Annotated in this window: 17 protein-coding genes, 2 tRNA genes and 3 rRNA genes; 16 read left to right on the forward strand and 6 right to left on the reverse strand. The window is 40.7% G+C overall.

Features of this window, described 5'->3' with window-relative positions; all coding sequences use genetic code 11:
• The first annotated feature begins 63 nt into the window (after nt 1–63).
• From EL215_RS06640 to EL215_RS06670, 7 genes are all read left to right on the forward strand, one after another.
• Nucleotides 64–2,121: an ABC transporter permease gene (locus tag EL215_RS06640; protein WP_126471035.1), complete on the forward strand. Its 2,058-nt coding sequence runs from the start codon at nt 64–66 to the stop codon at nt 2,119–2,121.
• Between the two features lie 24 nt (nt 2,122–2,145).
• Nucleotides 2,146–3,192 carry a ferric ABC transporter ATP-binding protein gene (fbpC, locus tag EL215_RS06645; protein ID WP_126471037.1) on the forward strand — a complete coding sequence of 349 codons (1,047 nt, stop codon included), beginning with the start codon at nt 2,146–2,148 and terminating at the stop codon, nt 3,190–3,192.
• 139 nt (nt 3,193–3,331) lie between these two features.
• Nucleotides 3,332–5,296 (forward strand): site-specific recombinase, encoded by a 1,965-nt coding sequence (locus tag EL215_RS06650; protein ID WP_126471038.1) that lies wholly within the window; start codon nt 3,332–3,334, stop codon nt 5,294–5,296.
• A gap of 114 nt (nt 5,297–5,410) precedes the next feature.
• Complete coding sequence (locus EL215_RS06655; protein WP_126471040.1) at nt 5,411–6,340, forward strand: LysR family transcriptional regulator; 930 nt, start codon at nt 5,411–5,413, stop codon at nt 6,338–6,340.
• A 9-nt stretch (nt 6,341–6,349) separates the two neighbouring features.
• Nucleotides 6,350–7,075, forward strand: coding sequence for an azaleucine resistance protein AzlC (gene azlC / locus EL215_RS06660; protein WP_126471042.1), 726 nt, complete (start codon nt 6,350–6,352; stop codon nt 7,073–7,075).
• Nucleotides 7,072–7,401, forward strand: coding sequence for a branched-chain amino acid transport AzlD family protein (locus tag EL215_RS06665; protein WP_126471044.1), 330 nt, complete (start codon nt 7,072–7,074; stop codon nt 7,399–7,401). Before azlC ends, EL215_RS06665 begins: the two co-directional genes overlap by 4 nt.
• A gap of 121 nt (nt 7,402–7,522) precedes the next feature.
• On the forward strand, nt 7,523–7,768 hold the full coding sequence (locus EL215_RS06670) for a YgjV family protein (protein WP_126471046.1): 246 nt from the start codon (nt 7,523–7,525) through the stop codon (nt 7,766–7,768).
• A gap of 21 nt (nt 7,769–7,789) precedes the next feature.
• Here EL215_RS06670 and EL215_RS06675 read toward each other — a convergent pair whose 3' ends face one another.
• The 3 genes from EL215_RS06675 to guaB form a co-directional block, all read right to left on the reverse strand.
• On the reverse strand, nt 7,790–8,722 hold the full coding sequence (locus EL215_RS06675; RefSeq protein WP_126471048.1) for an AEC family transporter: 933 nt from the start codon (nt 8,720–8,722) through the stop codon (nt 7,790–7,792).
• A gap of 76 nt (nt 8,723–8,798) precedes the next feature.
• Nucleotides 8,799–10,358, reverse strand: a complete 1,560-nt coding sequence (gene guaA / locus EL215_RS06680) for a glutamine-hydrolyzing GMP synthase (protein WP_126471050.1) — start codon at nt 10,356–10,358, stop codon at nt 8,799–8,801.
• Nucleotides 10,359–10,468: 110 nt separating this feature from the next.
• A complete protein-coding gene (gene guaB / locus EL215_RS06685; protein WP_126471052.1) occupies nt 10,469–11,932 on the reverse strand; it encodes an IMP dehydrogenase in 1,464 nt (487 codons plus the stop codon).
• 133 nt (nt 11,933–12,065) lie between these two features.
• On the opposite strand from guaB, the gene birA reads away from it, so the two are divergent.
• On the forward strand, nt 12,066–12,980 hold the full coding sequence (gene birA, locus EL215_RS06690; protein WP_126472028.1) for a bifunctional biotin--[acetyl-CoA-carboxylase] ligase/biotin operon repressor BirA: 915 nt from the start codon (nt 12,066–12,068) through the stop codon (nt 12,978–12,980).
• 46 nt (nt 12,981–13,026) lie between these two features.
• On the opposite strand, the gene EL215_RS06695 is transcribed toward birA, so the two are convergent.
• The 3 genes from EL215_RS06695 to EL215_RS06705 form a co-directional block, all read right to left on the reverse strand.
• Nucleotides 13,027–13,848 carry an IS3 family transposase gene (locus tag EL215_RS06695; protein WP_126469737.1) on the reverse strand — a complete coding sequence of 274 codons (822 nt, stop codon included), beginning with the start codon at nt 13,846–13,848 and terminating at the stop codon, nt 13,027–13,029.
• Nucleotides 13,833–14,186: a helix-turn-helix domain-containing protein gene (locus tag EL215_RS06700; protein WP_126469813.1), complete on the reverse strand. Its 354-nt coding sequence runs from the start codon at nt 14,184–14,186 to the stop codon at nt 13,833–13,835. The genes EL215_RS06695 and EL215_RS06700 overlap by 16 nt, the downstream gene beginning before the upstream one ends.
• A gap of 85 nt (nt 14,187–14,271) precedes the next feature.
• Nucleotides 14,272–15,093, reverse strand: coding sequence for a DUF5718 family protein (locus EL215_RS06705; protein WP_126471054.1), 822 nt, complete (start codon nt 15,091–15,093; stop codon nt 14,272–14,274).
• A 376-nt stretch (nt 15,094–15,469) separates the two neighbouring features.
• Here EL215_RS06705 and EL215_RS06710 point away from each other — a divergent pair.
• The 8 genes from EL215_RS06710 to EL215_RS10275 all read left to right on the forward strand — a co-directional run bounded on the left by EL215_RS06710 (nt 15,470) and on the right by EL215_RS10275 (nt 24,572).
• Nucleotides 15,470–17,009, forward strand: a 16S ribosomal RNA gene (locus EL215_RS06710).
• Nucleotides 17,010–17,091: 82 nt separating this feature from the next.
• Nucleotides 17,092–17,168: transfer RNA gene (locus EL215_RS06715), tRNA-Ile, on the forward strand.
• Nucleotides 17,169–17,221: 53 nt separating this feature from the next.
• Nucleotides 17,222–17,297 (forward strand) — tRNA-Ala (locus EL215_RS06720).
• A 231-nt stretch (nt 17,298–17,528) separates the two neighbouring features.
• Nucleotides 17,529–20,425: ribosomal RNA gene (locus EL215_RS06725) — 23S ribosomal RNA — on the forward strand.
• A gap of 144 nt (nt 20,426–20,569) precedes the next feature.
• Nucleotides 20,570–20,685, forward strand: a 5S ribosomal RNA gene (gene rrf, locus EL215_RS06730).
• Together the 16S, 23S and 5S rRNA genes with 2 tRNA genes alongside form the textbook arrangement of a ribosomal RNA operon.
• A 102-nt stretch (nt 20,686–20,787) precedes the next feature.
• A complete protein-coding gene (locus tag EL215_RS06735; protein WP_126471056.1) occupies nt 20,788–22,554 on the forward strand; it encodes an ATP-binding protein in 1,767 nt (588 codons plus the stop codon).
• A gap of 3 nt (nt 22,555–22,557) precedes the next feature.
• Complete coding sequence (locus tag EL215_RS06740; protein ID WP_197721738.1) at nt 22,558–24,402, forward strand: tRNA(Met) cytidine acetyltransferase TmcA; 1,845 nt, start codon at nt 22,558–22,560, stop codon at nt 24,400–24,402.
• Entirely contained in the window at nt 24,399–24,572 is a 174-nt protein-coding gene (locus EL215_RS10275) for a DUF5363 family protein (protein ID WP_164757064.1), read from the forward strand. The genes EL215_RS06740 and EL215_RS10275 overlap by 4 nt, the downstream gene beginning before the upstream one ends.
• Nucleotides 24,573–24,630: the final 58 nt, after the last annotated feature.

Here is a 24,630-nt window from a genome sequence, read left to right on the forward strand (position 1 = left end):
ATGTATACATAGCGAAATAATAGCTATTGTATTATTTCGCTTTTTTCTTTTATGCGAGGTTGTATGAACGCAAATAAACGTCCTATTATCCAATCAGCCAATTTTTGGATAATTCTTGCAGTGATTGCATTTCTTCTTCTTCCTTCTCATGCATTAGATTACGGCTTGTTTGAGAGTACTAGTGATGAATATTATGATGCAATGGGTTGGTCTTCGTTAAATATTACGGTCTTATGGTTTTTACCGATTCTTTTATACGGTTTAGTACCTTATCTTAAATTACCGAGGGCTACGCAAGCGAAAGTGGAACTTTATCTTATTGCCGCTGCGACGTTGTTTATCTTCGTCAGTGCGACCATTTATAAAGTCAGCCTAGGATACTCTGTGATTGTATTAATTGCGAGTTTAACCGCATTGGCGACGTTTTCTTTTGCAAAATTGCAGGTAATGCAAGGGGATAAATTTATTATTGCCTCTTTGCTTTGTATTGTCTTATTAATTTTCTTCTTTATCGTTTACCCGACATTGGCTATTTTTGTTTCAATGTTCTATGACGGTGATACTTTTGCACCGCAACAAGTGATGCGAATTTTGACTCAAAGCTATATTGTTCGAGTTATTAGCAACTCGTTATTCTTATCTGGCTTTGTGGGTATCGTATCAACAATTTTCGGTTTAGCTTTTGCACTTTATACCACCCGCATTGCACGTAGAACGGCATTTGTTGGTAAAATTTTCTCTATTTTGCCAATTGTTACACCACCATTTGTTGTGGGTTTAGGGGTAACATTAATGCTTGGCCGTTCTGGTTATGTGACAGAGTTCTTATCCACAACATTTGGATTTGAGAACCATAACTGGTTATACGGGTTCAACGGGATTGCCATTGCACAGATTCTTGCTTTTGCGCCGATTTCATTCATGATTTTAGACGGGGCATTAAAATCGGTTCATCCATCAATTGAAGAAGCGTCTTACACCTTACGTGCAAATCGTTACCAAACATTCTTCAATATCATTTTCCCATTATTGCGTCCGGCATTGGCAAACTCATTCTTAATCGTGTTTATCCAATCCTTAGCGGACTTTAGTAACCCGTTAGTATTGGGCGGTAGCTTTGACGTAATTGCAACGCAAATCTACTTCTATATCGCAGGCTCACAATTAGATTATGCTTCAGCAAGTACCTTAGGTTCGATGCTTTTAATCTTCTCATTAGCCGTATTTATCATCCAATATATTTGGATTGGTAACCGCTCTTATGTGACCGTTTCAGGCAAATCCTATCGTGGTGACGTGCAAGATTTACCAACCGGCTTGAAATATACCATTATCGGTATGCTTGGTTTCTGGGTACTCTTTAACTTAGCGTTATACGGCAGTATTTTCTACGGTAGTTTCACCGTGAACTGGGGTGTGGATTACACCTTAACCTTCAAAAACTATGCGATGTTATTCGGACAAAGTTTAAGCGATGGGGCATGGCCATCATTGATTAATACCTTAATCTATGCAGGAATTGCCGCACCATTGACAGCACTTTTCGGTTTATTAATTGCGTATATTGTGGTGCGTAAAGATTTCCAAGGTAAAAAATCTCTTGAGTTCTTAACCATGCTTTGTTTTGCGGTACCAGGAACCGTTGCAGGAGTGTCTTATATTTTAGCCTTCAACAATGCACCGCTTTACATTACGGGTACTAGCATTATCGTGATCATCTCAATGGTGATGCGTGATTTACCAATCGGTATGCGAGCAGCCATTGCTGGTCTTGGTCAATTAGATAAATCACTCGATGAAGCGTCTCTTTCTTTAAAAGGTAGCTCATGGAAAACCTTGTGGTTTATCGTTTTACCCTTGTTAAAACCAGCGTTACTTTCTGCATTGGTCACCAGTTTCGTTCGTGCGATGACTACCGTGAGTGCGATTATCTTCTTAGTCACTGCTGATACACGTGTGGCAACAGCGTATATTTTAAACCGTGTAGAAGATGGTGAATATGGTGTTGCTATCGCATACGGTTCAATTTTAATCATCGTGATGATGGCCATTATTTTATTCTTTGACTGGATTGTGGGTGATACCCGAATTTCCCGTTCTAAAGCGAAAAAAATGAATTAACTCGTTAAGTTGTAGGTAAATAGTATGAGTAATAATGATTTCTTAGTATTAAAAAATATCACTAAATCTTTTGGTAAATCCACAGTCATTGATAATTTAGATTTAACCATTAAACGTGGCACTATGGTGACCTTATTAGGGCCATCCGGTTGTGGTAAAACCACGGTGTTACGTTTGGTGGCAGGCTTAGAAAATCCAACTTCGGGTCAAATTTTTATCGATGGTGAAGATGTAACCAAATCATCGATTCAAAATCGTGATATTTGTATTGTATTCCAATCTTATGCGTTGTTCCCGCATATGAGTATCGGTGATAACGTAGGCTATGGTTTACGTATGCAAGGTGTGGGAAAAGAAGAGCGCACTAAACGTGTAAAAGAAGCCTTAGAGTTGGTTGACTTAGCAGGCTTTGAAGATCGTTTTGTGGATCAAATTTCGGGTGGTCAACAACAACGTGTGGCATTAGCTCGTGCGTTAGTATTAAAACCAAAAGTATTACTTTTTGATGAGCCATTAAGTAACTTGGATGCTAACTTACGTCGTTCTATGCGTGAAAAAATCCGGGAATTACAACAAAATTTAGGTATTACCTCACTTTATGTGACTCACGACCAAACCGAAGCATTTGCGGTATCCGATGAAGTTATCGTCATGAATAAAGGTAAAATCATGCAAAAAGCCTCAGCAAAAGAGCTTTATTTGCGTCCAAACTCTTTATTCCTTGCAAACTTCATGGGCGAATCGAGCATCTTTGAAGGTAAATTGGAAAATGACACCATTGATGTGAATGGCTACAAATTGCCATTAAGTAATGCGGCACAATTTAATTTATCGGATGGCGAATGCTTAGTGGGCGTACGTCCTGAAGCAATTTACTTAAAAGCTGAAGTAGCACAACAATGTGAAATCAAGAGTGCAGTCTATATGGGTAACCACTGGGAAGTGGTGGCAATTTGGGCTGGCAAAGAATTGCTCATTAACACTAAACCTGAAGACTTCAATGCTGATCTCAAACAAGCTTATCTGAATTTCTCTGAACAAGGCATTTTCTTGCTGAAGAAAGAGAAATAATCTCAATCTAAAGGCGTGTGGAAACATACGCCTTTTCTTTTCAAACCCTTTCAACATTGATCGCACTTTTTCCAGATTTTCTTTTTTGATTTCAATCTGTATAATGCGCCTTATTTATGAATAAAGGTATTAAGTATAGATGAAATTAGCGATAGAACCTGATGCGTTGTTGTTATTTTTACAACAGAAAATTGAGCAAAAAGACGCTTTTGGTCTTGTTGAAGGTATATGTCAATTGTTGCGTAAAAGTAAGCCAACACAAATTCTTTCAGTTTTACAATTGTTGAAACATACTTTACTACAAGATAAAGCGTTAGGGGAGGCCGTTGCAAAATTACTATGCGGTTGGTTATGTAGTTTACGCCTTTATCCTTTGTTTATTAGTAGTGGTATTCTTTCTCGTGAAGGTTTTGGGCGAGAAATGAAAACACGTATTTATGAACGTTTTAATCCATCTTTCAAAGATATTAATGACTTACGTGATATTTTTTATCTCTTATTTAGTGACAAAAATGACATTCAGTGGATTAACGCTATCCCATTGAAGGCCTGGCGTACAATCTTTATTGTTTTAGCTCATTATGCTACAGAAAAAGATCGTGATCGTTTAAAAACACATATTGAAAGTGAAGGGTTATTTGCTATTGAAATGCTTTCAATTTGGGTTGCGGCTGAAGATATGGAACCAGAACTAATGCGGATGGAGCCTTCTTTATTAAATGCTGATTCACCTTTTGTCGCTTTGCATCGAGAAGTTGTTGATTGGTTACAAGCACGTCGTCAATTTATATATTTTGATGATAGCCATTTGCAGGTAATGTTTAATCAGTGTAAAAGATTAGTAGAGCGTTTAAAAAAGCGAGGAGCAATTATGGGATCCTCGCTAAATGTCGCTTATTTATTAGAACGTCTTTCTCAAACGTTAGAGCGATTGGAAACTTTAATGGCACTTTTTGCTTCAGAGCGCTATTTATCAAATAGAATATTGCTCCTTATTAATCATTTCGCACGCGCTGCCGCTGAGAAACATAGTATTTCTCGACTTTGGCAACAAAGTTCAAAATTAATTGCTCGCAGTATTACACAAAATGCAGGTGATCACGGTGAACATTATATTACCCGAGATAAAAAGGAATATTGGTCGATGTTTTATTCCGCAGCGGGGGGCGGTGTATTAATCGCATTAATGGCATTATTTAAAACCTATTTAGGCAGCATCATTGATGACAAAGTATGGAAAGGGATTGCTGAAGGCTTAAATTACGGCTTAGGATTTACACTCATTTTTATGTTACATTTGACAGTGGCGACCAAACAGCCAGCAATGACAGCGGCTCGTTTTGCGGAGGCGGTAGAGAAAAACCCGCAAGGTAAAACCTTAAATATGACCTTAGCACAGTTATTGGTGGATGTATTTCGTTCACAGAGTATTGCCGTATTAGGCAATGTGGTTATTGCGATGGGACTTGCAGCATTGATTGCTTTTGTTTACCAATACCAGATGGGAGAGCCGCTAATGAATACTGAACAAATCGCTTATCAGTTGCATAGTATCGATCCTTTGGCAGGAACCTTATGGTTTGCGGCCATCGCTGGCGTTTGGCTATTTTGTTCAGGACTTATTTCTGGCTATTTTGATAATCGTAGTAATTATTTGAATATTCGTATGCGTTTAATACAACATCCGTTGCTGAAAAAAGTAATGACTGAAAAATGCCGAATTAAATTCGCTAATTATATGCATGAAAATTATGGGTCGATTATCGGTAATCTTTGTTTTGGGATGTTGCTCGGCATTACTGGCGTAGTAGGATACTTAACGCATCTTCCATTAGATATACGTCATGTGGCATTTTCATCAGCAAATGTAGGTTATATTGCAGTGAGCGGGCAATTTACTTATTCATTGCTTTTACAATGTATTGCTTTTGTTCTGTTGATTGGCTTGATGAATTTAATTGTTAGTTTTTCACTCACGCTTTGGGTTGCCTTGCGCTCTTTAAATGCTGAAATTGATAGTTGGTGGGGAATTTGGCGAGAAGTTTGTCAAATTATGAAAAAACGACCATTGAGCTTATTTCTCCCTATTCAATTAGATAAATAATCGCGTTAAGTGCGGTCACAAATATTAATGTTTTTGACCGCACTTTCTTTTCGGCAAATTTAATTTGCGTTATTATGTTACTCATCTAATCTTATAACTTGATGAATTATTCTAATGAAACCCACATTTCTTGAACTTCGTCACCTTAGAACGTTGCTTGCGTTGAAGGAAACGGGCAGCGTTTCGATGGCGGCAAAACGTGTTTATTTAACACAATCCGCACTCTCTCATCAAATTAAGTTAATGGAAGAACAATTCGGTTTGCCTCTCTTTGAGCGTAAAAGTAATCCATTACGTTTTACCGCCGCTGGTGAACGTTTGATTCGTCTTGCAAATGAAATTTTGCCAAAAGTGATTGATGCCGAACGAGAACTTGCTCGCGTAAAACATGGTGATGCAGGCCAATTACGAATTGCGGTAGAGTGTCATACCTGTTTCGATTGGTTAATGCCCGCGATGGATGAGTTTCGCCAGCATTGGAGTTTGGTGGAGTTAGATATTGTGTCAGGTTTCCATACTGATCCAGTAGGCTTATTGCTATCTCACCGTGCTGATTGGGCGATAGTATCAGAAGTTGAGGAAAATGATGATGTTTTATTTAAACCATTGTTTTCTTATGAAATGGTGGGTATTTGCGCTAAGGATCATTCATTAGCCAATAAAGACGTTTGGCAGGCGGAAGATTTTGCTGAGGAAACTTGGGTAACCTATCCCGTTCCTGATGATATGTTGGATTTATATCGTCAAGTGTTGAAACCGAAAGATATTAATCCGCCGCGTCGTACGACAGAGCTAACAATCGCCTTGATCCAGTTAGTGGCGAGTCGTCGTGGCATTGCTACCGTGCCTTATTGGGCGGCATTACCTTATTTAGAAAAAGGTTATGTGGTGGCGCGCAAAATTACAGAAGAAGGATTGTACAGTAACCTTTATGCGGCAATTCGTAAAGAAGATGCTAATTTAGCTTATATCGAAGATTTCCATCAAACAGTAAAAGCACAAAGTTTTTCGACCTTACCTGGTTTGTCTGTTTTAGCGTTGTAGTAGGTCAATATGTCAGAAGTTGTGACAGAAAATCCCATCAAAGCCGCAGCAAAAGCGGCATTTCCTTACAGCATGCCAATGCTTGCCGGCTTTTTATTTTTAGGCATTGCATATGGCATTTACATGAAAGCATTAGGATTCGGTGTTTGGTTCCCTGTTGCAATGGCAGCACTCATTTATGCGGGCTCCGTGGAGTTTATTGCGGCAGCCGCATTAGTTATGCCTTTTTCGCCTTTAAGTGTCGCATTAGTTACGCTGATGGTAAGTGGTCGTCAGATTTTTTATGGCATTTCCATGTTAGAAAAATATGGTGCTCAAATTGGGAAAAAACGTTGGTATTTAATGAGTACCTTAGTCGATGAAAGTTTTTCCCTAAACTATATGGCGAAGATTCCCGATCGTTTAGATAAAGGCTGGTACATGTTCTTTGTTAGTTTTTATCTGCACGTTTATTGGGTCGTCGGTGCGGGATTAGGCAACCTATTTGGTTCAATCATTCCTTTTGATTTAAAAGGGGTAGAGTTTGGGATGACTGCACTTTTCCTCGTAATCTTTGCTGAAAACTGGCTAAAAGAAAAATCTCATGAAAGCTCATTATTAGGTTTAGGCGTAGCTTTTGTATCGCTGTTAATTGTTGGGAAAGAACACTTTTTAGTGCCAACGCTAATCAGTATCTGGATTCTATTAACGGTACGACGTCCTAAACTTTCATCTAAATTGGAGGCACTGAAATGACATTGATGGAGCAGATTATTACCATTGCGATTTGTATTTTGTGCGTGCAATTTACCCGATTATTGCCTTTCTGGATCTTTCCTGCAAATCGTCCTATTCCAGAATATGTTCGTTATCTCGGCAAAGTATTACCTGCCGCGATGTTTGGAATGTTAGTAGTGTATTGCTATAAAAATGTGGATGTGTTGAGTAGTTATCACGGCTTGCCCGATTTTATTGCGGGAGCTTTGGTATTGGGGTTGCATTTCTGGAAAAAGAATATGTTTCTTTCCATCTCGGCAGGCACAATTTTTTATATGTTTTTAGTGCAAAAAGTCTTTATCTAAGCGAATGTTGAGCGAAATAAAAATTTCTTGATATTGCAATCGGTTGCTTTTATTTTGCCTCTTTCCCTGAATTCCAAAATCTTTTATGATGCCGCTTCAATCATTGTTGACGGAGAGATTTATGGAATTTAATTTCATTGAATTATTAGGTTATTTGGCAACATTCTTTGTGGCTGTGTCTTTTTTATTTAAATCGATTATTCACTTGAGAGTTGTCAATGCTATTGGGGCGATACTCTTTGTCATTTACAGTTTGATCATCAAATCTTATCCAGTTGCGCTTCTAAACGCATTCTTATTTTTCGTTAACTTATATCAACTTTATCGTTTGAAAAAAGAGCAACAGGTATCAAAAGTGCTTAAATAATTGACCGCACTTTTCCACGATTTACCCCCACATTTGATATAACGCAATTACTAGTGGCATAGTAAACATACAAAGCAGCGTCGTTACACCATAAATGGCGCTGGCTTTTTGTGGATTGTTGTTATAAATCACCGCCATTTGTGTCACGGTTGCTGCAGAAGGACTAGTGGTGGCTAAAAAGCTAATTAGCACAATGATCTCGCCTTTTTCAGCCCACTGTACAAACCCAATCAGCTTTATTAATACCAATAATGCAAGTGGAATAAGTAGCAACCGCAAGAGTGTAACTAAATAAATGCGTTTGGATGCTACGATGCTCCGTAAAGGAATTGCCGCAATCAGCATACCGGAGACAAGCATGGCATTCGGACCAATAAATAATCCAATCGAAGACAGCGTACCATTAATAATGTTTGGCAACTTAATTTGAAAAGCAAACAAAAATGCCCCGATGAGAATTGACCAAATATTGATGTTTTTGGCAATTGTCTTTAACGATAAATTTCCTTTACCTACAATAATCAAACGGCAATGCGTCCAAAATAGAAAGGTTTGTACCACAATAAAACAGCTGGCGTAAATGACCCATTCTTTGCCAAATAACGATATCACAATCGGAATAATTAAGTTACCAGAATTGGAATAAATGGAAGTGGCATGCTCAATAGGATCAAGGTTTAATAGACGCTTTAACAGACTGCCAATAATAATCAGAATAACCTGAAGAAATACGGCCATAAGTAGTGAAAGCTGCAAACCTTGTAGAATTTCAGGTGTGTAATCAATTTGAAAGGCTTCAATCATTACCGATGGGCTGATGACATAAAGGCCAATAATGGAAAGCGGCTTGCTATCTTCTGATTTTAATAATTTTGATTTAACCAACCCATAGCCAATAAGTACAATGAGTGTCAATTCAATAATTTTAGTGCCGAGTAAAAAAGTGATATCCATAGTGAATATTGATGAGATAAATTAGTGCTATGAAAGAAGAAAAGGGCAAATAATTTGCCCTTTAAATTGATCTAGGTTACTCCCACTCGATAGTTGCTGGGGGTTTTCCGCTAATGTCATACACCACGCGAGAAATGCCATTCACTTCGTTGATAATGCGGTTAGATACTTTGCCTAATAAATCATAAGGTAAATGAGCCCAATGTGCGGTCATAAAGTCGATGGTTTCTACCGCACGTAGTGAAATAATCCAATCGTATTTACGGCCATCGCCCATCACACCTACAGATTTCACTGGTAAGAATACGCTGAAGGCTTGGCTGGTTTTTTCATACCAACCGCTATTGCGCAATTCTTCGATAAAGATCGCATCCGCACGGCGTAATAAATCGCAGTATTCTTTTTTCACTTCGCCTAATACACGGACGCCTAAACCTGGGCCAGGGAATGGGTGGCGGTTGATCATTTCAGCCGGTAAGCCTAATGCTAAACCGATTTTACGCACTTCGTCTTTAAACAATTCACGTAAAGGTTCAACTAAGCCAAGTTTCATATAGTCTGGTAAGCCACCTACGTTGTGGTGTGATTTAATCACATGTGCTTTACCGGTTTTGCTGGCTGCAGATTCGATGACATCAGGGTAGATCGTACCTTGTGCCAACCATTTCACATTAGTGAGTTTTTTCGATTCATCATCGAATACATCTACGAACACTTTACCGATAATTTTACGTTTTGCTTCAGGATCCGATACGCCAGCAAGTTCGCCTAAGAAACGACTTTCAGCATCAACACGGGTAATGTTCAAGCCGAATTTATCGCCAAACATTTCCATGACTTGGTCGCCTTCGTGTAAGCGGAGTAAGCCGTTATCCACGAATACGCAGTGTAAGTTTTTACCGATAGCACGGTGTAAAAGTAATGCAACAACAGAAGAGTCCACACCACCAGATAAGCCTAAAATCACTTCATCATCACCCACTTGCTCTTTAATGCGAGCAACGGCATCTTCGATAATGTTTTCAGCTGTCCATTTAGTTTCGCAACCACAGATATTCACGACAAAATTAGTTAATAATTCTAAACCTTTTTTGGTGTGAGTGACTTCAGGGTGGAATTGTACGCCGTAGAAACGACGGCTTTCATCAGACATTGCTGCAATTGGACAGGTTGGAGTAGTCCCAGTAACTTGGAAGTTTTGAGGTAAATGAGTGACTTTATCGCCATGACTCATCCATACATCCAATTTGCTATCGCCATCATTTAAATGAGCGAAAAGTGCGGTCGGATTATCCATTAAAACAGAAGCATAGCCGAATTCACGATGCTCAGAGGTCTCAGTTAAACCACCAAGTTGCATTGCCATGGTTTGCATGCCGTAGCAAATACCCAACACAGGCACGCCGGCATTAAATACATATTCAGGAGCACGCGGGCTGTTTTCTTCAGTGGTACTTTCAGGACCACCAGAAAGAATGATACCGTCTGGATTAAATTCACGGATTTGTTCTTCAGTCACATCCCACGCCCAAAGTTCGCAGTACACACTGATTTCACGCACACGACGTGCAATCAGTTGAGTATATTGTGAACCGAAGTCGAGGATCAGGATTTTATGATTGTGGATGTTTGTCATTTATAATGCTCTTATTATTGATAATGTAGACGGTCAATTTTCTCCAAAACTTTGCAAAAATCAACCGTACTTTAAAATAACAAAAGGTGGGCAAAAACCCACCCTACGGATTAGCCCATGCGATAGTTTGGTGCTTCTTTAGTAATAGTTACATCATGAACGTGGCTTTCTTTAATACCTGCACCACTGATGCGAACGAATTCTGCTTTCGTACGTAATTCTTCGATGGTTGCGCACCCAGTTAAGCCCATGCAAGAACGTAAGCCACCCATTTGTTGGTGGATGATTTCTTTTAAGTAACCTTTGTATGGAATACGGCCTTCGATACCTTCTGGTACAAGTTTATCTGCCGCGTTGTCGGATTGGAAGTAACGGTCTGAAGAACCTTTCGCCATCGCACCTAATGAACCCATACCACGATAAGATTTAAAGGCACGACCTTGGTACAGTTCGATTTCACCTGGAGCTTCTTCAGTACCCGCGAACATAGAACCAACCATTACACAGCTTGCGCCTGCAGCGATAGCTTTTGCGATATCGCCAGAGAAACGAATACCACCGTCCGCGATAACTGGAATGCCACGATCTTTTAATGCTGCTGCTGCATCTGCGATAGCGGTGATTTGTGGAACACCTACACCGGTCACGATACGAGTTGTACAAATAGAACCAGGACCAATACCTACTTTCACCGCGCTTGCGCCTGCGTCAGCTAATGCGATTGCACCTTCAGCTGTTGCGACGTTACCCGCAACGATAGGTAAGTTTGGATATTTTGCACGCGTTTCACGAACACGTTGTAACACACCTTCAGAGTGACCGTGAGAAGAGTCGATTAACAATACATCTACGCCCGCTTTCACTAATGCATCAATACGTTCTTCGTTACCTAGACCTGCGCCTACAGCCGCACCGACACGTAAACGACCGAATTCATCTTTACATGCATTTGGTTTTTGTTCTGCTTTTTGGAAGTCTTTAACGGTGATCATGCCTTTTAATTTGAATTCATCATCTACTACAAGTACTTTCTCTACGCGGTTTTGATGCATTAATTCTAAAATTGTTTCACGGCTTGCACCTTCTTTTACGGTGACTAAGTCTTCTTTTTTCGTCATTAATTGTGAAACAGTTTTGCTTAAATCTTTTACGAAGCGCGTGTCACGGCCAGTGATAATACCGATTAAGTTATTTTCACTGTCTACAACAGGGTAGCCTGCGAAGCCGTTTTTCTTCACCATTTCAGCAAGTGCTGCAAGGGTTAAATCTGGCGAAACAGTCACAGGTTCAGAAACGATACCACTTTCGAATTTTTTCACTTTACGAACACGATCTGCTTGGCGTTCGATCGTCATATTTTTATGAATAAAGCCGATGCCACCTTCTTGCGCTAAAGAGATTGCTAATTTGGTTTCTGTGACAGTATCCATTGCAGCAGAAAGCATCGGAATATTTAAGCGAATTTCTTTGGTGAGTTGAGTTGAGAGGTTGGCAGTGTTCGGAAGAACAGTTGAATGAGCAGGGACGAGTAGAACGTCGTCAAAAGTCAGAGCTTCTTGTTTGATTCTAAGCATGGCAATATCTCGCTGTTAAAAATTGTGTCAAAAAATATTGCGGCGAGATTATACAGATTTTTCATGTGGTTGAAAATGAATTTTTTCGCTTTTATGGTAAGATTTGCCAAGGTTTTTATGAGGAGGAATGAATATGCCATCGTTATTGGATTGTTTGTCTGATTGCCAACCTAAAGTGCGGTCAGATTTGATGTCGTTTTTAAATATTACGTCAAATGAATTGGCGCAAGAAATGGCATTGTTGAGAGAAGTGGGATTAAATATTCAAGAAGAAAATGAGATTTATCAGCTGATGCCAGAAATGCCCTTGTTAAATCCGCAAGCAATTTCGACTGCACTTTCACCTTATTCCGTGCATTATCATCGAACCATTTCTTCAACAAATGAATTTATAACGAATCAAATTAACCTATTAAAAAAAGGCGATTTGTGTTTGGCAGAATATCAAACAGCAGGGCGAGGACGTCGCGGTCGTCAATGGCTTTCACCGTTTGCAGGGCAGTTAATTTTCAGTTTTTATTGGACTATCGATCCTAAAAAAGCATTGGATGGATTAAGTTTGGTGATTGGTTTAGCTATTGCAGAAGCGTTAAATGTAAAAGTGAAATGGCCAAATGATATTTTGCTTTCAGGGCGAAAGCTTGGTGGTATTTTAGTGGAAATCATTAATCATAAGAATGGGTTGCTTAATTTAGTCGTTGGTATAGGGATCAATGTAAAATTGCCACAATCAACCGAAATTAGTCAGCCATATGCACAATTAACCGAACAGAATCCAAATATAGATCGTGAAAAGATCCTTATTAAAGTGATTCAACGTATTTATTCTCGATTAGCTCAATTTGAAGAAAAGGGCATTGATGAGGAATTCATGCAACAATGGATAAACCATAATGAATTTTTTGGTGATGAAGTGAACGTCTTTACTGAACGAGGTGCGATTTCAGGTATAGAGCAGGGAATTGATAAACGTGGTTATTTAAAAGTCATAACCGATGAAGGTGAGCGGTATTTTAATGCCGGAGAGGTTTCTTTAAGAAGAAAGTAAACCAAAAGTACGGTCAACATTGATCTGACCCCAAAAAGTTAGACTGTTATTTAAAGGATTGTTTTCGATATTGTACCGGACTCAGTCCTTTTAATTTTAGTTGAATCCGTCGGTGATTATAGTAATCCAAATAATCCCTGACGGCATCAACTATCTCCTCTCTACTGTTAAATTCCCGACCATAAAAACATTCTGTTTTTAATCGTCCAAAGAAACTTTCCATTGCGGCGTTGTCCAAGCAATTCCCTTTTCTCGACATACTTTGAATGATGCCATGTTCAGCCAAGATTCGACGATAAGCCACCATTTGATATTGCCATCCCTGGTCTGAATGTAAAATGACACCACAAGCTTTATTTAATCCTTTGACGGCTTGCATTAACATGTCCTCTACTTGCGCCCAGTTTGGGGAATAGCTGAGATTATATGAAACTATCTCATTGTTAAATAAGTCTAAAATTGGAGATAAATAGACTTTACTCCCATCTTTCGCCTTAAACTCGGTGATATCGGTCACCCATTTTTGGTTCGGGGCCGTTGCACTAAAATCGCGTTCAAGATGATTAGGAGCAATCACCCCTATCGTGCCTCGATAGGTCGTAAATTTCTTGCTTTTTCTTGACCGCACTTGAAGCCCAAGTGTCTGCATTAAACGTTGAACTTTTTTATGATTCACGCCTGGCAAGCAGGCATGAACACGTCGGTAGCCATAATCAGGATGATTGGCTTTGATGCGTTTAATGGTCTTTTTCAACAACTCATCCTTATCCAGTTTAATCTGAAGTTTAGCAAAAAACGTACTACGCGCTAATTGTGCAAAGCCTAAAAGCCATTTTAACGGATAGCGTGTTCTTAACCTTTGGATAATTTCCGTTGCTCGGCTTCGTCCTGAAGTCTGAGCCTTCTCAACTCCTTTAGGTAGGCTACCTCCGCTTCAAGCTGTAAAATTCTCAGGCGTAAACGGTCTTCTTCAGTTTTGGGTGGCGGTGGCATTTTTGCATATTTGGGTTTCATCGGCGGTCGTCCTGATGGTTTACGGGGAATAAGTCCTTTTATGCCACTTTTTTCAAACCGTTTCAACCATGTTCCGACTAAGGCGTTGGAAGGAATATTGTAAAAACGCGCAGTTTCTCTAATACTCATTTTCCCATTCAAAATAGGTTGAAGAACCTGTAATTTAAATTCGATTGTGTAGTGTTTACCCATAAAAAATCTGCACCTCAATTGTTGGTTTGGTTAGTCCAACTTTTGGGGTGCAGATCACATTAGCCGCACTTTTTATATATATATGCTAAACCACTTTCTGAATAAGCGCTGAAATGTCATCTGCAAATTTTTCATTTCTTGCCATTGTCTTAATTTCCTCTGCAGAATATTTTTCACCATTATACACAATAACAATACTGAGATCATTGGGTTGCAAGAAATGCGTTTCACCGAATTCGGTATAACGGGTTGCGCCAATACTAATAATCGTTTGTTCAGGATAGTTTGCTTGCTCTAATAAAGAAGCAATATGATTCATCGGTCCCTCATCGGGTTGATTATTCATTCTATCCACGATCCAATCTAATAATTGTTGATGGAAATAGCTATAACTGATAGCGGGGCTATCAATACCGTAAGTATTCATTTCGCCATTTCGTTTATGAAAGCAAGCGATACGATATTGATCAATTTCACATCCTTTAATAAAGGAAGAAAGAGGAATTTGTTTGGTAGAAATACCTTTACTTGCTGTACCCCAGTTTTTCTTTTCACAGATTTTTTTCGCATTAGGGCGACGAATAGAGCAGTCATTATAGGCTGCAAAATAGTGCGGAATAATTTTTTCAACTTGCTTTCCTTTATAGATAAGATCACAAATAAGTGCAATTTCAGGCTCAATTTGCAGATTATCCGCACCTTGTGGAAAATTAATTTGATTGTGACTTAAAGGAAAGGTAGAAAGAAAGCCGGCTTTTTCGCTTGGCACATAAAACGGGAAAATCGCTTTGGGTTGAATGGCATTTTCTGTTTTTATTTGAGTGAAATCAGCCGCCTCGCCGGCTTGCTCTAAATGACCAGCGAAATTTCCTGCCACACCGAAACCAATCATTTGTTCAAAATTCATAAAGACCTCATTAGATTGCTTACTCTTTTTGGGGTAATTTACCTTGAATGTTGAACAAAGACAATTCACTTTGATGATTAAATCATCAGGCAATCAAAAAAATTGAATTTTTTTATAAAAAAGCACTTGCAAAGAATTCTGAAATGCCTATAATACGCCCCACACAACGACGCGCTGTTGTGAATCTTAAGAAAAACCAGTGCGTCGTTATTTTTTGCTCTTTAACAATATATCAGACAATCTGTGTGGGCACTTGTTGATTGACTTGTTTTAAAAATATTTTTTAATTTTGAAGTCTTAATAGGTGCTAACTAGAAATTCATAATACTTTTTAAGTAGTGACATTTTATGTCAGCAGTATTGAGCGATTGAACTTGAATTGAAGAGTTTGATCATGGCTCAGATTGAACGCTGGCGGCAGGCTTAACACATGCAAGTCGAACGGTAACATAAAGAAGCTTGCTTCTTTGATGACGAGTGGCGGACGGGTGAGTAATGCTTGGGAATCTGGCTTATGGAGGGGGATAACTACGGGAAACTGTAGCTAATACCGCGTAATATCGAAAGATTAAAGTGTGGGACCTTCGGGCCACATGCCATAGGATGAGCCCAAGTGGGATTAGGTAGTTGGTGAGGTAAAGGCTCACCAAGCCGACGATCTCTAGCTGGTCTGAGAGGATGACCAGCCACACTGGGACTGAGACACGGCCCAGACTCCTACGGGAGGCAGCAGTGGGGAATATTGCGCAATGGGGGCAACCCTGACGCAGCCATGCCGCGTGAATGAAGAAGGCCTTCGGGTTGTAAAGTTCTTTCGGTAGTGAGGAAGGTGGTTAGTTTAATAGGCTAGCCAATTGACGTTAACTACAGAAGAAGCACCGGCTAACTCCGTGCCAGCAGCCGCGGTAATACGGAGGGTGCGAGCGTTAATCGGAATAACTGGGCGTAAAGGGCACGCAGGCGGACTTTTAAGTGAGGTGTGAAAGCCCCGGGCTTAACCTGGGAATTGCATTTCAGACTGGGAGTCTAGAGTACTTTAGGGAGGGGTAGAATTCCACGTGTAGCGGTGAAATGCGTAGAGATGTGGAGGAATACCGAAGGCGAAGGCAGCCCCTTGGGAATGTACTGACGCTCATGTGCGAAAGCGTGGGGAGCAAACAGGATTAGATACCCTGGTAGTCCACGCTGTAAACGATGTCGATTTGGGGGTTGAACTTTGAGTTTGGCGCCCGTAGCTAACGTGATAAATCGACCGCCTGGGGAGTACGGCCGCAAGGTTAAAACTCAAATGAATTGACGGGGGCCCGCACAAGCGGTGGAGCATGTGGTTTAATTCGATGCAACGCGAAGAACCTTACCTACTCTTGACATCCAGAGAACATTCCAGAGATGGATTGGTGCCTTCGGGAACTCTGAGACAGGTGCTGCATGGCTGTCGTCAGCTCGTGTTGTGAAATGTTGGGTTAAGTCCCGCAACGAGCGCAACCCTTATCCTTTGTTGCCAGCGATTCGGTCGGGAACTCAAAGGAGACTGCCGGTGATAAACCGGAGGAAGGTGGGGATGACGTCAAGTCATCATGGCCCTTACGAGTAGGGCTACACACGTGCTACAATGGCGTATACAGAGGGAAGCGAGAGTGCGAGCTGGAGCGAATCTCACAAAGTACGTCTAAGTCCGGATTGGAGTCTGCAACTCGACTCCATGAAGTCGGAATCGCTAGTAATCGCAAATCAGAATGTTGCGGTGAATACGTTCCCGGGCCTTGTACACACCGCCCGTCACACCATGGGAGTGGGTTGTACCAGAAGTAGATAGCTTAACCTTTTGGAGGGCGTTTACCACGGTATGATTCATGACTGGGGTGAAGTCGTAACAAGGTAACCGTAGGGGAACCTGCGGTTGGATCACCTCCTTACCAAAAACGAGAGACAATAAGTGTCCACACAGATTGATTGATATATTGTAGACAATATCGAGCAGAAAGTCGTTATTCCCTTGGGTCTGTAGCTCAGGTGGTTAGAGCGCACCCCTGATAAGGGTGAGGTCGGTGGTTCAAGTCCACTCAGACCCACCACTCAAACTGAGTGAGTGATGAAGGTGAATAAGGTAATAAATAAACGATGACATGGGGATATAGCTCAGCTGGGAGAGCGCCTGCCTTGCACGCAGGAGGTCAGCGGTTCGATCCCGCTTATCTCCACCACTTATCATCGTTAAGTAAATTGAGTTTTTACACTTAATGAGTTTATTTAACGATGATAACTGAAAATGTTATTTCTGTTCTTTAACAACCAGGAAACAAGCTGAAAAACTGAAGAGACTTTCAAGTCCTTAAAGGATAAGAAAAAGTCTGAGTAAGAATAAAATCTTGATTGAACAAAAGCAATCAAGTGTTTAGTTGAAAACGCAACATCAAGAATTTTTGAGGTTGTATAGTTAAGTGACTAAGCGTACAAGGTGGATGCCTTGGCAATCAGAGGCGAAGAAGGACGTGCTAATCTGCGAAAAGCTTGGATGAGTCGATAAGAGGCGTTTAATCCAAGATGTCCGAATGGGGAAACCCAGTAGATGAAGAATCTACTATCACTTACTGAATACATAGGTAAGTGAGGCAAACCGGGAGAACTGAAACATCTAAGTACCCCGAGGAAAAGAAATCAACCGAGATTTCGTTAGTAGCGGCGAGCGAACGCGAAGGAGCCTGTTAGTGATAATGACAGAGACAGAGGAACAAGCTGGGAAGTTTGGCGATACAGGGTGATAGCCCCGTACTCGAAGTCCAGGTCATGGTACTAAGCTAACGATAAGTAGGGCGGGACACGTGATATCCTGTTTGAAGATGGGGGGACCATCCTCCAAGGCTAAATACTCCTGATTGACCGATAGTGAACCAGTACTGTGAAGGAAAGGCGAAAAGAACCCCGGTGAGGGGAGTGAAATAGAACCTGAAACCTTGTACGTACAAGCAGTGGGAGCCTGAAAGGGTGACTGCGTACCTTTTGTATAATGGGTCAGCGACTTATATTTTGTAGCGAGGTTAACCGAATAGGGGAGCCGAAGGGAAACCGAGTCTTAACTGGGCGAATAGTTGCAAGGTATAGACCCGAAACCCGGTGATCTAGCCATGGGCAGGTTGAAGGTTGGGTAACACTAACTGGAGGACCGAACCGACTAATGTTGAAAAATTAGCGGATGACTTGTGGCTGGGGGTGAAAGGCCAATCAAACCGGGAGATAGCTGGTTCTCCCCGAAATCTATTTAGGTAGAGCCTTGAGCGGACACCTTCGGGGGTAGAGCACTGTTTCGGCTAGGGGTCCATCCCGGATTACCAACCCGATGCAAACTACGAATACCGAAGAGTGATACTCAGGAGACACACGGCGGGTGCTAACGTCCGTCGTGGAGAGGGAAACAACCCAGACCGCCAGCTAAGGTCCCAAAGTCTATATTAAGTGGGAAACGAAGTGGGAAGGCTTAGACAGCTAGGATGTTGGCTTAGAAGCAGCCATCATTTAAAGAAAGCGTAATAGCTCACTAGTCGAGTCGGCCTGCGCGGAAGATGTAACGGGGCTCAAATATAGCACCGAAGCTGCGGCATCAGACGAAAGTCTGTTGGGTAGGGGAGCGTTCTGTAAGCGGAAGAAGGTGAATCGAGAGGTTTGCTGGACGTATCAGAAGTGCGAATGCTGACATAAGTAACGATAAAACGGGTGAAAAACCCGTTCGCCGGAAGACCAAGGGTTCCTGTCCAACGTTAATCGGGGCAGGGTGAGTCGGCCCCTAAGGCGAGGCTGAAAAGCGTAGTCGATGGGAAACGGGTTAATATTCCCGTACTTGGATAAACTGCGATGTGGGGACGGAGCAGGTTAGGTTATCGCACTGTTGGATATGTGCGTTTAAGTTAGTAGGTGTGAAGTTTAGGCAAATCCGGACTTCTTTAACACTGAGAGATGATGACGAGGCTCTACGGAGCTGAAGTAACCGATACCACACTTCCAGGAAAAGCCACTAAGCTTCAGGTTTATCTAAACCGTACTGAAAACCGACACAGGTGGTCAGGTAGAGAATACTCAGGCGCTTGAGAGAACTCGGGTGAAGGAACTAGGCAAAATAGCACCGTAACTTCGGGAGAAGGTGCGCCGGCGTAGATTGTAAGGGCTTGCCCCTGAAGGTTGAACCGGTCGAAGATACCAGCTGGCTGCAACTGTTTATTAAAAACACAGCACTCTGCAAACACGAAAGTGGACGTATAGGGTGTGATGCCTGCCCGGTGCTGGAAGGTTAATTGATGGTGTAATCGAAAGAGAAGCTCCTGATCGAAGCCCCAGTAAACGGCGGCCGTAACTATAACGGTCCTAAGGTAGCGAAATTCCTTGTCGGGTAAGTTCCGACCTGCACGAATGGCATAATGATGGCCAGGCTGTCTCCACCCGAGACTCAGTGAAATTGAAATCGCCGTGAAGATGCGGTGTACCCGCGGCTAGACGGAAAGACCCCGTGAACCTTTACTATAGCTTGACACTGAACATTGAATTTTGATGTGTAGGATAGGTGGGAGACTTAGAAGTAGTCACGCCAGTGATTATGGAGTCGTCCTTGAAATACCACCCTTTAACGTTTGATGTTCTAACGAAGATTACGAAACGTGGTCTCGGACAGTGTCTGGTGGGTAGTTTGACTGGGGCGGTCTCCTCCCAAAGAGTAACGGAGGAGCACGAAGGTTTGCTAATGACGGTCGGACATCGTCAGGTTAGTGCAATGGTATAAGCAAGCTTAACTGCGAGACGGACAAGTCGAGCAGGTACGAAAGTAGGTCATAGTGATCCGGTGGTTCTGAATGGAAGGGCCATCGCTCAACGGATAAAAGGTACTCCGGGGATAACAGGCTGATACCGCCCAAGAGTTCATATCGACGGCGGTGTTTGGCACCTCGATGTCGGCTCATCACATCCTGGGGCTGAAGTAGGTCCCAAGGGTATGGCTGTTCGCCATTTAAAGTGGTACGCGAGCTGGGTTTAGAACGTCGTGAGACAGTTCGGTCCCTATCTGCCGTGGGCGTTGGAGAATTGGTTGGGGCTGCTCCTAGTACGAGAGGACCGGAGTGGACGCACCACTGGTGTTCCGGTTGTGTCGCCAGACGCATTGCCGGGTAGCTAAGTGCGGAAGAGATAAGTGCTGAAAGCATCTAAGCACGAAACTTGCCAAGAGATGAGTTCTCCCAGATTATAAATCTGTAAGGGTTGTTTAAGACTAAGACGTAGATAGGTCTGGTGTGTAATCGGTGCGAGCCGTTGAGCTAACAGATACTAATTGCCCGAGAGGCTTAACTATACAACGCTCAAGGGTTTTGGGTGTTGAGAAGACGAAACAAACTCAGAGAAGAAAGAGAAGAAGAAAGTTTTTAGGTGAATCAGCTTGTTTGGTTGTGAGCGCTAGAGATAGCGGAACAGAGAGAAAAGTTATTAGAGGAATAATCCTGGCGGCGATAGAGCGGTGGTCCCACCTGACCCCATACCGAACTCAGAAGTGAAACGCCGATGCGCCGATGGTAGTGTGGGGCTTCCCCATGTGAGAGTAGGACACCGCCAGGTACTGAATTAGAACCCCGAGCTGAATGGCTTGGGGTTTTTGTTTATGGATTTTTATTAAAAATTATATAGAATGATCTCAATTTTTATTTCTTAATATAAACAATGAAAAATTTTCGATATTTTGCACAACGTTATGTTGATTGGGTCATTCGATTAGGCCGAGTTCGCTTCTCTTTACTTGGTATTGCTATTCTTGCGATTTTAGCTATCTGCATACAAATCTTATTAAGTACGCTCTTTAGTGATGGAGTCTACTGGAATGATATTGTTCGCTCAATCACTTTTGGTTTGTTTACCGCTCCTTTTGTTATTTATTTCTTTACGCTACTTGTTGAGCGATTAGAACGTTCTCGTCTAGAGTTATCTAAAACACTTGCTCGATTAGAAAAAAATAATCGGGATAAAAGCACCTTACTTGCCACTATTAGTCATGAATTACGTACACCATTAAATGGGATTATTGGCTTAAGTCGAATTTTGTTAGATGATAAATTAACGGAACAACAACAAAACTATCTTAATACGATTAATCTAAGTGCGGTCAGTTTAGGTCATATTTTTAGTGATATTATTGATTTAGATAAGATCGACTCTAAACGTATTGAATTAAATATTCAGCCTTGCGATTTTCATTCATTACTTAATGATATCTATAATTTTGGTACCTTAATGGCAGAACAAAAGGGGCTAAAATTTTCTTTAAATCTAGATGAGAATTTGCCTAATTGGCTTTATATCGATCGTGCTCGCATCAGCCAAATTCTTTGGAATTTAATTAGTAATGCGGTGAAGTTTACTGATAAAGGTGAAGTTATCCTAACAGTGCAGAAAATACAGGGTGATCGGTATCAATTTAGTGTTACTGATACGGGAGCAGGCATTGCTTTTTGTGAATTGGATAAGATTTTTACCATGTATTACCAGGTTAAAGACAATATTCATCGTTCAGCAGGGAGTGGAATAGGCCTCGCAATTTCAAAGAATCTTGCACAACTAATGCAAGGGGATTTAACGGTTGAAAGTGAGTTGAATAAAGGCTCTACTTTTTATTTAACGATTATTGCAGATAAAGCTCAAGCTAATGAGATGAATGCTGAAAAAGCCATGCAGCATCTTTCTATTTTATTAGTAGAAGACGTTGAATTGAATGTGGTTGTGGCCAAAAGTATTCTTGAGAAGCAGGGGCATTATGTTGATGTTGCCATGAATGGTGAACAGGCTATCCAATTATTTGAGAAAAATACTTATGATATTGTTTTTCTTGATATTAAGTTGCCAGATATGTCAGGTTTTGATATTGCATACTATCTACGTAAAAACTACGAAGAAGGGATTTATGATTTTCTTCCACCTTTAATTGCCTTTACAGCGAACGTGATGCACAGTGAAGAAGAATATCAAGAGCAGGGAATGGATGGGGTGTTACGCAAGCCACTGTCTTTGGTTGAATTACGTCAATGCTTTAAAACTTTTTTAGGCGATGATATTGAATGCATTTCTGATGAAGAAGAAACGCCTCACGTTCAAGAAGGTATCAATATTTCACTTATTGAGTTAATTGGAAAATCACAAGCTAAAGCTAATGTGGATTTATTTAAACAATGGATGCCGATTTATTTAGATGAATTAGAAACAGCGTATGACGATTATCTTGCAAACTCAGATATGCAACAAACGGTGTCAGATGTTGCACATAAAATTAAAGGTGCAGCCGCGTCGGTAGGACTTGTTAATGTTCAAAATATCGCAAAACAGGCTCAAGATACCTCATTACCGAATTGGACATCCGATATTGCTTCATGGATAAAGCAACTCAGTAATGAATGGCCTCAAAATGTAGCTGAATTAGAAGCGTATTTAGAAAAATAATTCATGACACGTCATTTTCAAATTTTAGTCAGTGAGAATATGCCGTCTAATTTGCCGGCAAATACCTTGATCATTAATGAGTTTTCTAAAATTCAAAATCTTCTTGGACAAGAGTTTGAAACGATCTTGTTTGATGCACGGAAAGGTATCCATTTAGAGGCACTAGCCATTGCGGCCGGGACATTGAAAATGAATGGTTCCTTAATTGTATTGCTATCAAATTGGGAGAAACTTCATTCTCAAATAGATGAAGATAGTCTCCGTTGGTCTGGTTCGTTTGAGGCAATTGCTACGCCAAGATTTATGACATATTTTAAGCATTGTATTCATGAATATGGCTTCCCAGTCCTTTATCATCAAAATAATTTAAAATTTGGCCGCACTTTTCACCAATCATTTGTAAATCACAGCGCGACTTTAGATCAACAGAAAATCATTGAGCAAATCCTACAAAAAGAATCAGATCTCTACTTTCTTACAGCTAAGCGAGGAAGAGGGAAATCAGCCTTGGCAGGCTTATTAGCCAATCAACTGGATACTAAAATTTACCTCACAGCACCGAATAAAAATGCGGTTAAAATTTTGGCTGAATTTTCACAAAAAGAGATGATTTTTATTGCACCAGATGAGCTTTTCCTTGCTTTGCAAAAGGCTCCCTCTTTTTCTGAGAATGCGTGGCTTTTTGTTGATGAAGCAGCAATGTTGCCGATTGCTCAACTTACCGCTTTTTCCCAGCATTTTAAGCATATTTTATTTACGACAACCATTCATAGTTATGAGGGAACAGGACGAGGCTTTGAGCTTAAATTTAAGCAAAAAATTAACCGCACTTTTTCGGACTTTGAGCTTATTGAACCGCTACGCTGGGTTAAAGACGATGCTTTAGAGGCGTTTATTGATGAGCTTTTATTATTGGATGTAGAGGATGACTTTAAACAAACGCCATACGATAAAAGCAAAATATGCCAAATTACTGAACGCTCACAAGAGGAAATACTTTCTTCATTGCCTCAATTCTATGGGTTGATGACATTAGCGCATTATCGTACATCACCATTAGATCTACGACGATTGTTTGATGCCAATACACAGTGTTTTTTTGCCGCTGAAAGTGAGCAAAATTTACTAGGCGCAGTTTGGTCATTAGAAGAAGGAGGGATTAAAGATTTATCCCTTATTGAAGCGATTCAACAAGGGATTAGACGCCCGAAAGGCAATCTCGTGCCTCAAGCACTTTGTTTTCATGCTCAACAACAAAAGGCTTGTGAATTGCATTCTTTACGTATTTCGAGAATTGCGGTTCAGCCTATGTGGCAGCAGCATGGTATAGGTACACAACTTATTGAATACATCACACAAAATGCCGATGTGGATTATTTATCAGTGAGTTTTGGTTATACCAAAGAACTGGCTCAATTTTGGCAGAAATGTGGTTTTTCTCTTGTTCATTTAGGCGAGCATTTAGAGGCAAGTAGCGGCTGTTATTCAGCTATCGCTCTAAAAGGGCTTTCTACACCAGGCATTAAATTAGAAAAAGAAGCAACACAATCTTTTCAACGGAATATACTTTTGTCTTTCCATCCGTTCGTTCAGGAATTTAATATCGCATCAGTAGATTGGGAATTGATTGACGAAGACTGGCTAAGTTTAAAAAATTTTGCTTATTTTCACCGCACTTTAGCTTCCGCTTTGCCAGCAATTCGTCGATTTTTAATGAATTTAGATGAAAAAGATTGCCCTTTAATGCGAGATTATTTCATCACAAAACAGATACCCTATAATAAGAAAAATGGGTTAAAATTATTACGTTCGGAAATTGCACAAAAATTAAAAAAGGAGGCAAAATGAGCGAACAAGAAAAAAAAGGTTGGTTTCGCAAAGCTGTAGATGAATATAATAAGTTTTGTAAAGAGCTTGGTTTAGATAAAGGCTCTTGTAGAGGCTGTATGCCACGCATTGAATTTGATGATGATGGTAAGGTAAAAAAAGAGAAACCACTAGAACCGCTCAAAAAATAAAAGAAAACAGGGTTAATTTAACCCTGTTTTTTTATACAGATAAATATTGAAAAGTAGA

The organism is Haemophilus parainfluenzae, assembly GCF_900638025.1.
Taxonomy (GTDB): domain Bacteria; phylum Pseudomonadota; class Gammaproteobacteria; order Enterobacterales; family Pasteurellaceae; genus Haemophilus_D; species Haemophilus_D parainfluenzae_J.